Annotated in this window: 12 protein-coding genes; 4 read left to right on the plus strand and 8 right to left on the minus strand. The window is 44.1% G+C overall.

Features of this window, described 5'->3' with window-relative positions:
• The first annotated feature begins 17 nt into the window (after positions 1-17).
• The 3 genes from FFF34_018570 to FFF34_018580 all read left to right on the plus strand — a co-directional run bounded on the left by FFF34_018570 (position 18) and on the right by FFF34_018580 (position 2,707).
• Complete coding sequence (locus FFF34_018570; protein ID TSD62958.1) at positions 18-503, plus strand: hypothetical protein; 486 nt, start codon at positions 18-20, stop codon at positions 501-503.
• A gap of 243 nt (positions 504-746) precedes the next feature.
• On the plus strand, positions 747-2,183 hold the full coding sequence (gene asnS, locus FFF34_018575) for an asparagine--tRNA ligase (protein TSD62959.1): 1,437 nt from the start codon (positions 747-749) through the stop codon (positions 2,181-2,183).
• 41 nt (positions 2,184-2,224) lie between these two features.
• Positions 2,225-2,707, plus strand: a complete 483-nt coding sequence (locus FFF34_018580; protein ID TSD62960.1) for an SRPBCC family protein — start codon at positions 2,225-2,227, stop codon at positions 2,705-2,707.
• Positions 2,708-2,736: 29 nt separating this feature from the next.
• On the opposite strand, the gene FFF34_018585 is transcribed toward FFF34_018580, so the two are convergent.
• From FFF34_018585 to FFF34_018605, 5 genes are all read right to left on the minus strand, one after another.
• Entirely contained in the window at positions 2,737-3,672 is a 936-nt protein-coding gene (locus FFF34_018585; protein TSD62961.1) for a hypothetical protein, read from the minus strand.
• Entirely contained in the window at positions 3,672-4,856 is a 1,185-nt protein-coding gene (locus tag FFF34_018590) for an amidohydrolase (protein TSD62962.1), read from the minus strand. The genes FFF34_018585 and FFF34_018590 overlap by 1 nt, the downstream gene beginning before the upstream one ends.
• Positions 4,849-5,325: an SPOR domain-containing protein gene (locus tag FFF34_018595; GenBank protein ID TSD62963.1), complete on the minus strand. Its 477-nt coding sequence runs from the start codon at positions 5,323-5,325 to the stop codon at positions 4,849-4,851. Before FFF34_018595 ends, FFF34_018590 begins: the two co-directional genes overlap by 8 nt.
• Positions 5,326-5,452: 127 nt before the next feature.
• Positions 5,453-8,761 (minus strand): preprotein translocase subunit SecA, encoded by a 3,309-nt coding sequence (gene secA, locus FFF34_018600; protein TSD62964.1) that lies wholly within the window; start codon positions 8,759-8,761, stop codon positions 5,453-5,455.
• 125 nt (positions 8,762-8,886) lie between these two features.
• A complete protein-coding gene (locus FFF34_018605) occupies positions 8,887-9,435 on the minus strand; it encodes a hypothetical protein (GenBank protein TSD62965.1) in 549 nt (182 codons plus the stop codon).
• A 76-nt stretch (positions 9,436-9,511) separates the two neighbouring features.
• Between FFF34_018605 and purD the strand changes: the two genes are divergently transcribed.
• A complete protein-coding gene (gene purD, locus FFF34_018610; protein ID TSD62966.1) occupies positions 9,512-10,786 on the plus strand; it encodes a phosphoribosylamine--glycine ligase in 1,275 nt (424 codons plus the stop codon).
• 122 nt (positions 10,787-10,908) lie between these two features.
• Here the strand turns inward: purD and FFF34_018615 are convergent, their stop codons facing one another.
• The 3 genes from FFF34_018615 to FFF34_018625 form a co-directional block, all read right to left on the minus strand.
• Positions 10,909-12,039, minus strand: coding sequence for an AhpC/TSA family protein (locus tag FFF34_018615; protein ID TSD62967.1), 1,131 nt, complete (start codon positions 12,037-12,039; stop codon positions 10,909-10,911).
• 286 nt (positions 12,040-12,325) lie between these two features.
• Positions 12,326-13,501, minus strand: a complete 1,176-nt coding sequence (locus FFF34_018620; GenBank protein TSD62968.1) for an AhpC/TSA family protein — start codon at positions 13,499-13,501, stop codon at positions 12,326-12,328.
• A gap of 51 nt (positions 13,502-13,552) precedes the next feature.
• Positions 13,553-14,734 carry a formimidoylglutamase gene (locus FFF34_018625; protein ID TSD62969.1) on the minus strand — a complete coding sequence of 394 codons (1,182 nt, stop codon included), beginning with the start codon at positions 14,732-14,734 and terminating at the stop codon, positions 13,553-13,555.
• Between the last annotated feature and the right edge of the window lie 183 nt (positions 14,735-14,917).

Raw genomic sequence — 14,917 nt, forward strand, 5'->3', positions numbered from 1 at the left:
TAAAAATAGATCTCGTTATGAAAAAATTATCTTTAATCACACTTTCCGCATTATCAATTTTATTTTCTTCGTGCCTTAAAAACGATGGCAAGGATTGTTGCACCACGCCGTTTCAACCCTATATTGGTTATGAAATAAACGGCACTGTACGCTACGCCGATGTTGACGCAAAAAAGGTAGGTACCGACTCGTTGGAGATTACCGGCGATAACTTTGATGCTAAGCTAACCATGCATGTAAAATATACCGGCAATGGTAAATACGCGCTGCAAGGCAACCAGGCCAGGTTTAACATTAAGGGCACAGGCTCATCTGTAATTAGCTATAACCTTAAAGCCGATACGGCCAACAAAGTACAGATAGAACTGGCTGATACTATTAAAAAAGTAGCGCAGGGTGTTTTTAAATTAAACTTTAAACGTGTTTCGCCGGCGGTAGCGGGTTATCCGGACAGCATCAGAATTACAAGGGGCCAGTTTGCATTATACCTGCCTAAAAATTAATACTGTCATCCCAAAAATACTCCATCAGGTGCTACCGCTTTGTAGAAAGGCGCAAAAAACAAATCTGTGTTCTTTCTACAAAGCGGTACTCCCTAACAGGAGATAGTTAGATGCAATTAGCTAATCCCACAATACCCCTCCGCCTATTACCATTTACTTTAATAGTGGTTAGTTAAGAACTAACATTACCTACTTAGAGGTTTAGCAAATAATTGTATTTTTGCCGCTCAAGTATATATTGATATGAGCCAGCGAATTAAAATTAAAGCATTATTACAAAGCGGTAGAACCGACGGAGATATTATAGTAAAAGGATGGGTGCGTGCATTTCGCCAAAATCGTTTTATTGCTTTAAACGATGGCTCAACCAATAGCAACCTGCAAATTGTTGTCGATTTTGAAAATACCGACCCTGCTTTACTTAAACGCATCACCTTTGGCGCGGCAGTAAGCATAACCGGTACCCTGGCACCATCATTAGGGCAGGGCCAAAGTGTTGAAGTTATTGCAGGTACTATTGAGATATTGGGCGATTGCAACCCGGACGAATTTCCGTTACAGCCTAAAAAGCAAACACTTGAGTTTTTGCGCGAGAACGCCCACCTGCGTTTCCGTACCAATACCTTTGGCGCTATATTCAGAGTGCGCAATACGCTATCGTTTGCGGTGCACCAGTTCTTTCAAGAGAAAGGCTTTGTTTACCTGCATACCCCTATCATCACGCAATCTGATGCCGAGGGCGCTGGCGAAGCATTCCACGTAACTAATTTTGATTTTGAGAACATCCCGCGCACCGATACGGGCGAGGTAGATTATAAGCAGGACTTTTTTGGCCGCTCGACCAACTTAACCGTTTCGGGGCAATTAGAGGGTGAATTGGGTGCAATGGCCCTTGGCGACATTTATACCTTTGGCCCTACCTTCCGTGCCGAAAACTCAAACACTACCCGCCACCTGGCCGAGTTTTGGATGATAGAGCCCGAGATGGCTTTTTATGACCTTAACGACAACGCCAACCTGGCCGAGGAGTTATTGAAATATGTGATAAGCTATGCCCTGGATAAAAACAAAGAAGACCTTGATTTTTTAAACCAGCGTTTACAGGACGAGGAGAAGCAAAAACCACAAAACGAACGCGCCGAACTGGGTTTATTAGAGAAACTGCAGTTTTGCCTTGACAACGATTTTGAGCGGTTGACCTATACCGAGGCTATTGAAATATTAAGAAACTCGACCCCGAATAAAAAGAAAAAATTTGCGTACCCTGTTGAAGGCTGGGGCACCGATCTGCAATCGGAACATGAGCGCTATTTGGTAGAGAAGCACTTTAAGAAACCGGTTATACTTACAGATTACCCTAAAGAGATCAAATCTTTTTACATGCGCCAAAACGATGATGGTAAAACGGTTGCCGCTATGGATATCCTTTTCCCGGGCATAGGCGAGATAATAGGTGGTTCGCAACGTGAGGAAAGACTGGATAAGCTGGAGACCCGTATGGACGAGATAGGCATCCCTAAGGACGAGCTTTGGTGGTATTTAGATACCCGCAAGTTTGGCGCCTGCCCGCATGCCGGCTTTGGTTTGGGCTTTGAGCGTTTGGTGCTGTTTGTTACGGGCATGGGTAACATCCGCGATGTGATACCTTTCCCAAGATTCCCTAAGAACGCGGAATTTTAGACCGCTGATTAAAATGATCTTTTTGATGTCACTGATTTAGCATGGCGAAAATTTTTCTCTCAACAGATATTAATGCGCCTGTTCAGCGGTGCTTTGATATTGCCAGAAACATTGATATACACCTGGTATCTACCGCGCATACCGGTGAAACCGCTATTGCGGGTCGTACAAGCGGACTAATAGAACTTGGAGAAACAGTAACCTGGCGGGCTAAGCATTTTGGGATCTGGCAAACCTTAACCTCAAAGATCACAGCGTTTCAACCTCCTGTTTTTAATGTAGATGGAACTACAACAGCTGCCTTTTTTGAAGATAGAATGGTAAGCGGTGCATTTAAGGGCTTCAGCCATGGGCATCACTTTTCTCCGCAAGGCAACAAAACCACTATGCTTGATGTATTTGTGTTTGAGTCGCCATTAGGCATTTTAGGTAAATTTGCCAATTGGTTGTTTCTAAAGCGATACATGACCGATCTTTTAGAGAGAAGGAATACCGTCATAAAAAAGGTAGCAGAATCAGAATGATCTGTTCATCCATCCATCACTTAATCGTGTTATTCTTTCTTATAATCTTTATGCACTATTAAAAAGCTGGCCCTCTCCTCTTTGTGGAAGGGTACATCCCAGTTGCCCTGGTAGGTTATTTTGGTGGGTAATAGTTCGCCGTTAAAGTTGTTTAGCTCAATGTTCATTTGTACATTAAAGTCAAACAACATATTGCTGTATTTCATATCCACATACCGGCCCAGTATCTGAAAGTTACGGGCATCAAATATGGTGGTCATCTCTTTGATCATTACATCATCGTCAGCGGTGCTTGGCTTGCGTATCACCTTAAACCTATATACCGGGATGCTATCAACATACGTTCCGCGTGCAAACTGATACTCGTAATATTGGCGCATATCCTTGCCAAATATCTCGGTCTTGCTGCTAATAAATGGTATACCGGTTATCTTACGTCCGGGGGTAAATATCAGTTGCTTTAGCTTAGCCTTATATCCCTCATTCTTCCCTTTTGCATCGCCGGGCAAGCCGCTGCTTTTTACAAAGTCGGAGTTATAGGCATTCATAAAAATATAGTCGAACATTTCTACGGTGTATAGCTGGTATTTGCCGTTTGTTTTGTACACCGCGCCTGTATCCTGTTTGGCTACATACTCAATTTTATGCCTGCCGTTTACATTGCTGTGTATCAGCTTACGGTATATCTTCCCATCAACCTTATTCTTTTTATTGTAGGTATAAATGCGGTTCTCGGCAGTAAAGGCATACCGTTTCATGTTTTGAAAAGCTTTGTAAAAGCTGGTGTCGGCCAGTACGGCATCAATAAAGTCCTGGGCGCGTAATCGGTGCGATACGATATTGGCAACTGCAGTATCAATCACAATGGTGCGTATGGTATCGGGGTTAAACCGCTGTATTTGCTGCGAATAAGAGCTCAAAGCAAAAAGCAAGAACCCAAAGACGAGAATTGCTTTTTTTATCATTAGTTACCCAACTGCTTTATGGCAAGGTAAGCCATTAAACCCGTGCTTATTTTAAAGGCGTCTTCCTCTACATCAAAAGTTGGTGTGTGTACCGATGAGGTAATACCCCGGCTTTCGTTACGGGTCCCTAAGCGATAAAAACAAGAGGCTGCCGCTTGCGAGTAATAGGCAAAATCTTCGGCTGCCATCCATATATCAAGGTCGAGCACATTTTCTTTACCCAGGTAATCTTCGGCATGGCCGCGTGTGGCAGCGGTTAACACTTCCTCATTTATCAGGAAGGGATAGCCGCGCATAATATTAAACTCGCAGCTGCCGCCCATGCTTTCGGCAATGCCTTCGGCCATCTTTTTAATCTTGATATGTGCCTCGCTGCGCCATTTTTCATCCATCGTACGAAAGGTGCCCTCAAGGTATACCTCGTTGGGTATAACATTGGTTGCGCCATTGGCAATCACCTTACCAAACGACAGCACCGACGGGCTTTTAGGATCGGCCGAGCGGCTTATAATGGTTTGCAGGGCGGTTAATATGTGCGCGGTAATAATTACCGGGTCAACATTTTGCTGTGGTTGCGCGCCATGGCCCCCTTTACCGCGTACAGTTACATATAATTCATCAGTTGATGCCATGTACTTACCCGCACGGAAACCTACTTTACCGGCCTCTATCAGGGGCATAACGTGCTGCCCTAAAACAGCATGGGGTTTAGGGTTTTCTAACACCCCCTCTTTTATCATTAAGCTTGCGCCGCCCGGCAATTTCTCTTCTGCCGGTTGAAATATAAGTTTAACGGTGCCGCCAAACTCGCTTTTTAATTCGGTTAATATTTTGGCGGTGCCCAACAGCGACGAGGTATGCGCATCATGCCCGCAGGCATGCATTACACCTACATTTTTTGATTTATAGGCTACATCGTTTGCTTCGGTAATGGGCAAGGCGTCCATATCTGCACGCAGGGCAATTACTTTATCAGATGGTTTGTCGCCTTTTATTATGGCCACCAGCCCGGTATCGGCCATTTTGTGGTATTCCAGGCCAAGTTCCTCTAATTTTTTGGCTACAAATACCGATGTTTCTACCTCGTGAAAAGAAAGCTCGGGGTTAGCATGCAAATGCCTGCGCGTTGCTACCACATCGTTAAAAATATCCTGCGATAATTGCTGTATCTTTTCCTTAATCATTTATAACCGTTTTTGGTGGGTTTATCTTTTCTGACACGATGAACATTGCCGAAAATAATGTTCGTAATTGCTCTTTCATCCGCTCGGCTTCAATACGGCTTCTAAAATCGCCGGCACGCACCTTAAAGTTTGGTTCGCGATAGCTAATATACGTACGCATATCCGGAAACTCGCGGTTAAACTTTGCCTGGGCCGCGTAGGCCGCGTTACGGTTGCTGCCGTTATATATTTGCACCCGGTAGCCAAAAGATGATGTATAGGCCGCGCCGCTTGCATCACCGCTACTGATAAGGCCTTTATTCAGGTCAGCGCGCTTGTTTAGCAGCGTATCAAACAAAGGATCTCTTATTACCTGTACCTTACCGCGCGTTTGAGCAAAGCCTTGTACCGATAAAAACAGCAGCGCACAAAAAAAGCAATATTTGATGAGGCTATTTACTGCTTTGTTATCAAATATTGCTTTTTTCATTGGTGTATCATTCCTTTTAACCGTCATTGCGAAGTACGAAGCAATCTCAAAACTATGCATAGCCGATATGCCTAAAGGGAGATTGCTTCGTACCTCGCAATGACGTTTGGTTACTGAGCGCAGGAAATTAATTTTGGCCTACGCCGTGGCAGTTTTTATATTTTTTACCGCTACCGCATGGGCAAGGGTCGTTTCGTCCAATTTTTTGCTCTACCCGTACAGGTGTTGCTTTTTGTACTTCGCGCATATCATCCATTGGCATGCCGTTAGCTTCGCCAACCAGCTCTGGTTTTGATGTACGCATCTTTTTAAGGTCCAGCTTTGGTTCGGGCCTGGCTTCACGTATTTCGTCGGGTTGTTGCTGTACAGCAATTCCACCTCTGAAAAGGAAGCTTACCAGCTCTTTGTTCACATTTGCTAGCATCTGGCGGAACAATTCAAAAGCTTCGAATTTATAAACCAATAATGGGTCTTTTTGTTCGTATACCGCGTTTTGCACCGATTGCTTTAATTCGTCCATCTCGCGCAGGTGTTCTTTCCAGGCATCATCTATCAGGTAAAGGGTTACGTTTTTCTCGAATGATTTAAACACCTCTAAACCTTTATTTTCGATGGCTTTTTTAAGTGGTACAGCTACTTGTAAGCCATGTACACCATCAGAGAATGGCACCACTATGTTTTCTACATACTGGCCGCGGGTATCAAATACATCTTTTAACACAGGGTATGCCTGTTGCGCAATATTTTCGGTTTTACGTTTGTAAAAATCAATTACCGCGCTAAAGGTTTTATCAACCAATGCATTTAACGATGTAGCTGCAAATTCATCCTCGGTCATTTCTATATCTACCGAGAAGATACGGATAACCTCCATCTGGAAGCCTTCGTAGTTGTTGGCTTCTTTATACTCGGTTACTACATCTTCAACCACATCAAACATGGTATTGTTCAAATCTACATCCAAACGCTCGCCAAACAGGGCATTTTTACGTTTAGCGTAAATAACGGTACGCTGCGAGTTCATCACATCATCATACTCCAGCAAACGTTTACGTATACCAAAGTTGTTCTCTTCTACTTTCTTTTGCGCGCGCTCTATTGATTTTGATATCATAGAGTGCTGAATTACTTCGCCCTCTTCGATACCCATACGCACCATCAGGTTTGATATACGCTCCGATCCGAATAAACGCATCAGGTTATCCTCTAACGACACAAAGAACTGAGACGAACCCGGATCGCCCTGCCTGCCTGCACGGCCACGTAATTGCCTGTCTACACGGCGCGATTCGTGGCGCTCGGTACCAACAATGGCTAAACCACCGGCTTCTTTAACATTTGGCCCTAATTTTATATCGGTACCACGGCCGGCCATGTTGGTAGCGATGGTTACAGTACCGGTTTGACCTGCTTCGGCCACGATATCGGCCTCCTTTTGGTGCATCTTGGCATTCAGCACGTTGTGCTTAATACCACGCAGCTTAAGCATGCGGCTCAATAGTTCAGATATCTCTACCGATGTTGTACCCACCAATACCGGCCTGCCGGCTTGTGTAAGTTTTACTATCTCGTCGGCAACGGCGTTATATTTTTCGCGGATGGTACGGTATACCAGGTCTTGCATATCCGCACGCGATGTTGGCGTATTGGTTGGTATCTCAACAACATCCAATTTGTATATCTGCCAAAACTCACCTGCTTCGGTAACGGCAGTACCCGTCATACCGCAAAGCTTGTGGTACATCCTAAAGTAGTTTTGTAAAGTAATGGTTGCAAAGGTTTGCGTAGCATCTTCTACTTTTACATTCTCTTTAGCCTCGATAGCCTGGTGTAACCCATCAGAGTAACGGCGGCCATCCAATACACGGCCTGTTTGCTCATCTACAATTTTAACCTTGCCTTCATCAAGGATGTATTCGGTATCCTTTTCAAATAAGGTGTATGCTTTTAATAACTGATTAACAGAGTGTATACGCTCAGATTTTATCGAGAAATCGCGCATCAATTCATCTTTTCTGGCTACTTTTTCTTCGGCAGATAAATTTGATTTTTCAATTTCAGATATCTCTGTACCTACATCCGGCATCACAAAAAACGCAGGGTCTTCGCCCGATGCGGTTATCAGTTCGATACCTTTTTCAGATAATTCAACCTGGTTATTTTTTTCGTCTATCACAAAAAACAGTTCCGAGTCTACCTTAGGCATTTCTTTGCCCTGGTCTTGCATGTAGTGGTTCTCGGTTTTTTGCAATACCGTTCTGTTAGCGCCTTCGCTCAAAAATTTGATCAGCGCTTTATTTTTCGGCAATGCACGGTGTGCCCTAAGTAAAGCCAAACCGCCATCTTCAACGCCGGTATTACCCTCGTTAATAGCTTTTTTAGCTTCGTTTAACACGGTATTGGCATAGCTTTTTTGCGCGTTTACCAAACGCTCTATACGTGGTTTTAACTCATAAAATTCATGTTCATCGCCACGCGGTATAGGGCCCGATATAATAAGCGGCGTACGCGCATCATCAATCAATACCGAATCCACCTCATCCACCATAGCAAAATGCAGCTTGCGTTGCACTAATTCTTCGGGGCTGCGTGTCATATTGTCACGCAGGTAGTCAAAACCAAATTCGTTATTGGTACCAAAGGTAATATCGGCCAGGTAAGCGGCGCGGCGCTCTTCTGAATTTGGCTCATGTTTATCAATACAATCAACCGATAAACCATGGAACTCGTATAACGGCCCCATCCATTCACTATCACGGCGCGCCAGGTAATCGTTCACGGTTACAATGTGTACACCCTGGCCGGCAAGCGCATTAAGGTATGCAGGCAGCGTGGCTACCAGCGTTTTACCCTCACCAGTCGCCATTTCGGCAATTTTACCCTGGTGTAATACAACACCGCCTATCAGCTGCACATCGTAGTGTACCATGTTCCAGGTAACCTCGTTGCCGGCAGCAAGCCAGGTGTTGTGGTGTGTGGCTTTATCGCCTTTTATAATAACATTGCCTTTACGCGCGGCCAGTTCACGGTCAAACTGGGTTGCGGTAACTTCAATGGTTTTGTTGTTTGTAAAGCGTTTAGCGGTTTCTTTAACCACAGCAAATGCTTCGGGCAGTATATTCATTAATATAACTTCCAGCTCTTTATTGCGGTCTTTTTCAAGCTTATCCAGTTGGGTGTATAGCTCAACCTTTTCGCTCACCTCCATATCCAGTTCGGTTTCCGTACGTGCTTTAATAGCCTGTATCTCGGCATCAATGCTTTCCAGCCCGGCTGCTATGGTTTCTTTAAATGATATGGTTTTAGCTCTTAGCTCGTCGTTACTTAACTGATCAAGCTTTTCAAACGCAGCTTTTACCTTTTCAACTATAGGGGTTATACCCTTTACGTCACGTTCTGATTTGCTTCCAAAAAGCTTACTAAAAAAATCTAACATATTGTTTTTGTATGATGCAGTAAACTCAATAATTGCGCCATGGTAATTATAAAGTCATTTTGACAGGCAAAGGTACATTTTTGGGCTTAAAGCTGAAAGGTAAAAGGCGAAAGGTTTTGGCTGTGCTACTTAATGTCATAAGGGGTATCATCACCATCTTCATTCGCCTCATCATCCTCATCCCAATCCATGTCATCTTTCAGGCTTTCATAAAACTTATCCTCATCAAACATTAATTCTTCAAGCTTTTCCTGTTCTGGTGTGCTCGTATCAAACCTAATACCCCAGTCATCCGGTAAATCGTTTGTTTTATCAAACCCTCTTATCCATTCAACAAATACTATCCTAAACTCTTCTACCTTATCTCGCATCAATTGCACATAGTCTTCTTCGTTTATACCAAACATCTCGGTACATATAACTGCATTCATCATATTTTGTATAGCAAGTCTTATAATCACCGCATTATACATCCTTAACGAATAAAGATTCATAGCTGATGCTCCCGCAATTTTCCCCTGAATCAGCATAGCATTGCTCAATATCTCTGTAACAAAGTATTCTTTCCGTTCGGTTTCCTTAATAGCTTCAACAATTACGTTTGCCAGCTCATAAATTTCTTCTGCCGCACGATAAACTGGCAGCTTCCTCATTTTATCTAACCGTTTAGCCATAATGGTAAATTTAGCATTTCATTTGCATATCGGCATATTTGCACATCCGCACATCAAAAATACTATCTTTGCCCCTATGAATATCCTGATCCTTGGTTCGGGCGGAAGGGAAAGCGCCTTCGCCTGGAAAATTGCACAAAGCCCTAAATGCCAGCAGCTTTTTATAGCGCCCGGCAATGCCGGTACCAGCCAGTATGGTACCAACATTAGCCTAAAAGTTACCGATTTTGAAGGTATTAAAGCTTTTTGCCTGGCCAATAACATCAGCTTGGTATTGGTTGGCCCCGAAGAGCCCCTGGTTAAAGGCATCCACGATTTTTTCCTGGCCGATGAGCAGTTAAAGGGTATCCCGGTTATAGGACCACAACAGGAAGCTGCTCAGTTAGAGGGCAGTAAGGATTATTCGAAAGCATTTATGCAAAGGCATAACATACCTACCGCAGCTTCAAGAACATTTACCCGTGATACCCTGCAGGAAGGCTTTGATTACCTGGCAACAGCAGGCTTGCCTGTAGTTTTAAAGGCCGATGGTTTGGCAGCGGGAAAAGGGGTTTTAATATGCCTTACGCTTGAAGAAGCCCGCCAGGAACTATTAGAAATGCTTACCGAAGCCAAGTTTGGCGATGCCAGTTCGAAGGTGGTGGTTGAGCAGTTTTTGCAAGGTATAGAGCTATCGGTATTTGTGATGACCGATGGCACCAACTATAAAATTTTACCGGAAGCTAAAGATTACAAGCGTATTGGCGAGGGTGATACCGGCCTTAACACGGGTGGTATGGGTTCGGTTTCGCCGGTACCATTTGCCGATGCTGCCTTTATGCAAAAAGTTGAACAAAAGGTAATTATACCTACTGTGCAAGGTTTACAACAGGAAGGCATCCCTTATAAAGGCTTTATTTTTATTGGCCTGATGAATACCCATGGCGAGCCCTGGGTAATTGAATATAACTGCCGCATGGGCGACCCCGAAACCGAAAGCGTTATGCCGCGTATACAGTCGGACTTTGTAGACTTACTGTTAGGTGTTGCCGATGGTAATTTAAACGAGAAAGAATTGATCATTTCTGACAAAACCGCTGCCACAGTTGTTTGTGTAGCAGGTGGTTACCCCGGCGAATATTTAAAAGATAAAGCCATTAGCGGCATCGAAAACGTACGCGATTCGCATGTTTTCCAGGCCGGTACATCGTTGGTTGGCCAGGATGTGCACGCTACAGGCGGCCGCGTTTTAGCTATTACCAGTCTGCAAAACAATATGTTTGATGCCCTGCAACAAGCCACTGCCGATGCAGCCCGTATCTACTACGATGGTGTATATTTCCGCAAGGATATAGGCTTTGATCTATTGTAGTTCATTCGTTCACTAGCTCATTTGTTCATTAGAGTAATTCATAAAAAAGGCTATCAGTTAACCAACTGACGGCCTTTTCTTTTATCTAAGAGCACAAATGAACTAGTGAACTATTGAACCAATTATATCTTCCCAAATAGCTCGGCTAATTTGTCTTCCAAATCATCACCACGCAGGTTTTTACCGATGATCTTGCCGTTAGGGTCAATCAAAAAGTTTTGAGGAATACCGCGTACGGCGTATAGGCCGGCAGTTTTACTCTTCCAGAACTGAAGATCAGACACTTGTGTCCAGGTAAGGCCGTCTTTATGGATGGCTTTTAACCATGCTTCTTTAGCGTTTGGCCTGTCTAATGATACCCCTAAGATGGTGAAATTCTTGGTTTTATAAGCGTTGTAGGCCTTAACCACGTTAGGGTTTTCCTGGCGGCAAGGGCCGCACCATGATGCCCAAAAGTCTATCAGCACATACTTCCCTCTAAACGACGACAGGTTAACTATTTTGCCTGCTGTATCGGCTTCGGCAAATTCGGGGGCAGTGGCGCCTAATGCTACGGCCTTAATTTTTGGTAGCAACTCGCCAAACTCTTTACCCTGCTCTGATGCTTTAACCTCCGGCGAAAGTGCATTGTACAGTGGCGCAATATCCACATAATCAGCGCTGTAAGCGAATGATTGCAACGCGTTTAAGCTAATGTACGAGTCGGGGTGGGCGGTTATAAACTTCTTGTTGATATCCTTTTCCTGCTCATCTAAACCCTTCTCTATCAACTTTTTTTGCTTAACATATTCAGTCGCTTTTAGCTGCTCTTCGGTCATGCCTTTTTCTTTGGCCTCTATAGCATCGTAACCATCATAAACAGGCTTTATAGCGGCTTTAAACAGCTCATTTTCCTGGTTAGTTTTCGGGCCGGCCACGGTAGCTTTTTCTAAAACATCGGCGCTGTTTATGGTAATAACGCCCGGCTCCGCATAAAAGCTTTTGTAATCGCGCGAGGCGTTTAGGCCGGTGCCTTTATTATTTAATAAAAGGTAAGCACTTGATGGCGAGCCGCTTGCTTCGCCTGTAAATTTAAACTCGCCGTTTTTTAATACCGCCGAATCGACTATGGTTTTACCTGCCAAGCGGTATTGCATGTACACTTTTGCAGGGGCGTTATAGGTACCAACCTTACCCTGAACGGTAAATTTTTTATCCTGGGCAAATAGCAATGCCGGTAAAAGTGCTATGGCACTAAGTGCTAATTTTTTCATATGGGTGATGTTAAAAGCCTAATACTACGGATTTTTAAAAACCCATCAAAACGCATTGCGGTAATTTTACACCTTACAGCTAAAATTTTACACTTTTTTCGTTTTTTTTGTTCGTCCCGCTGTAGCATTTTCCATTTTTTTGTTGCTCGCGATCTACTTAATTTACGAAAAATAAATGAGGATTTTATACAAAAAAACTAAAAGTATCCGGGCATGATAAATGAATGACAAAATAGCAGGTTATTAAAAACCGGCAAAGCCATTCACTTAATCAAGCACTCGCCTTCTATATTTTTCCTAACAATTCTTCCAGCTTGTTGTCCAGGTCGTCGCCGCGCAGGTCTTTAGCTACTATTTTACCGGTTGGGTCAATTAAAAAGTTTTGGGGGATAGATTGCACGCCGTACAGGCCTGCCGCCATGTTGTTCCAGTATTTCAGGTCAGATACATGTGTCCAGGTCAAGCCATCGTTTTTGATGGCTGCCAGCCATGCGGCTTTGCCGTTCTCCCTATCGAGCGATACACCAAGTACGGTAAAGTTTTTGCCTTTGTATTTGTTAAAGGTACGCACCAGGTTGGGGTTCTCCTGGCGGCATGGGCCGCACCACGATGCCCAAAAATCTAACAGTACATATTTGCCTTTAAACGACGATAACCTTACCGGCACGCCGTTTACATCATTTTGTATAAAATCGGGGGCCATGGCTCCAATAGCGGTTAGCTTTAAGGCATCAATAGACATTTTAAGCTGTTTACCCTGGTCTGACGTTTGCAAGTCAGACGACAGCGAATTAAATATCGGTTCCACCTCGGCTACATCCGGCGAAGGGCCGGCAACGCTGGTTAGGGCAAGTAAGCTTAAATAGCTATCCGGGTGGCCCAGTATAAAGCCTTTAAGGGCTGTTTTTTGCTCGGTTTGCAGGGCTTTGTATTTGGCCTGTATCGAGTTTTGAAATGCTGCCGAACGCTGTTTATCTGCCGGGGCATTTTGCGCCTCAACAGCTAAGTTATGCGCCTTATCTAATACGGGCTTTAAGGCCGCTTTTAGTATATTATTCTCTTCGTTGGTTTTGCTGCCGGTTACTACCGCTTTTACAGCCGAATCAGGCGAGGTGATGTTGATATCACCCTTCTCGATATAAAAGTTAAGCATATCGGCTGTTTTTGAAGGGCCGCCATCAGGGAAGTTGGCCGCTACGTATTTGCCAAAAGTAAGGCCCTTATAATCAACAAAAAGCGATGCGCTTACCGGGTTCATCACCAGGCCGCTAAAGGTAAATGTGCCGTTGTTAAAGGTAGCCGAATCGGTTACGTTATTGGCACCGCCCAGGTTATAAACCAAATAAGCTTTGGCAGGGGCGTTAAGCTTGCCTATTTTACCTTTTATGGTAAATGTTTGTGAGTTTTGAGCAAAGGTTAATACCGGCAGCAACAGGGCCAGTGCAAAAAATAATCTTTTCATTTATATCAATAGTAAGTTTACATAACGCCCAAACGCGCAATGAATTGTAAATCAGTTTAATTTTTGGTAGGTGCGCCACCACAGGTCGGGCATTTCGCCGGATACCGCGGTTTTATAATCCTCGTAGCGGCAGGGCACCAAATGGAAGCGCTCGTTTTTTGAGCCACCTGATGGGTAAGGTACCTGCATCCACCAGCGGTCGCTTTTTTTGCTTTTTACAAATACCACCTCATGCTCATCATGCTTAAGGCTGGTTTTGTATATCAGGTACTGCGATTTTGGGTTTAGCGGGAAATCTTTTTTGCGGTTATATACCCCATCAATAAAATACCATATCATTTGCGATAGCAGCATAGCCGTTTGGCCGTTATTATCGTATGCGGGGTTAAATTCATAAAAACCTATCGAGCTTAGCTTATCGTTAAAACCCGCGTAGCGGCATATCTGGCAGGCTTCTTCGCCGTAAAAACCATTAGGTTTGGCATTGGCGTTGCCTGCCGCATCTGATGAGCGAATAGCCCCAATATCAAAGCTTACTACGTTGGCGTTACGAATAATAGGTTCGGCAACGGCTACATTGCCGGTTATTTCGCCCAGGCGGTGTACATCAAAATACAACTTGTCCATTACCCTAAGGCTATCCTGACTGGCAAAATAGGTTTGATAACCCAGGTTGCTATAGTTAAACAGGTAGTTAGGTTCGTGCAAAAATATTTTGTTAAGGTACGATGCCGATGTAGTTTCGATGGTTTCGGCAAACTCGTCTTCCTCCAGGTCAAAATGCGAGTCGATCACCAGCAAGTCTACCTTTTGCTCAGATGCTTCGTAGCCCATGTATTGCGCGTAGGTAAGATCCTGCCCGCCGCCAATAATAATGGGGATGATATCTTTTTTCACCAATTCTTCTACCACGGTTTTCAGCGCGAAGTAGGTATCGGTCACTTTTTCGCCGCGGGCAATATTGCCCAGGTCTACTATTTTGGTGGTGTAAGCACCTTCGTTTAGCTGGTAAAGTTTTTCGCGCACATAATCGGGCCCTAAGGCGCAGCCGGGATTGTTAACGGCGTTGCGGTCGTCCATTACCCCTATTATGGCTATATCTATCTTTTGCTCCAGATCGGGGAAAGCCACCGAATGGTGCTCTATCTTGTCGCCAAGCTGACTGGTGTAAAACCCGTTTTTGGGGCTGATCTTTTTAAGATCGATAGGTGTAAAAAAATCGGATAAGGACATATTGTGATGTGCAAATGTGCAGATATGCAAATATGCAGATTATTTTGATGCGGGGATATAGATGTGCAGATTTCAGATGTGCAGATGATAAAAATGCATGCTTCAGCCCATGTTGGTGTTGTCACCATAGGTGTTCGGAAGACCTTTAATTCCCTCCTCGGGGAGGGTGCGGTTAGAAATGAG

It is taken from the genome of Inquilinus sp. KBS0705 (assembly GCA_005938025.2).
GTDB lineage: Bacteria > Bacteroidota > Bacteroidia > Sphingobacteriales > Sphingobacteriaceae > Mucilaginibacter.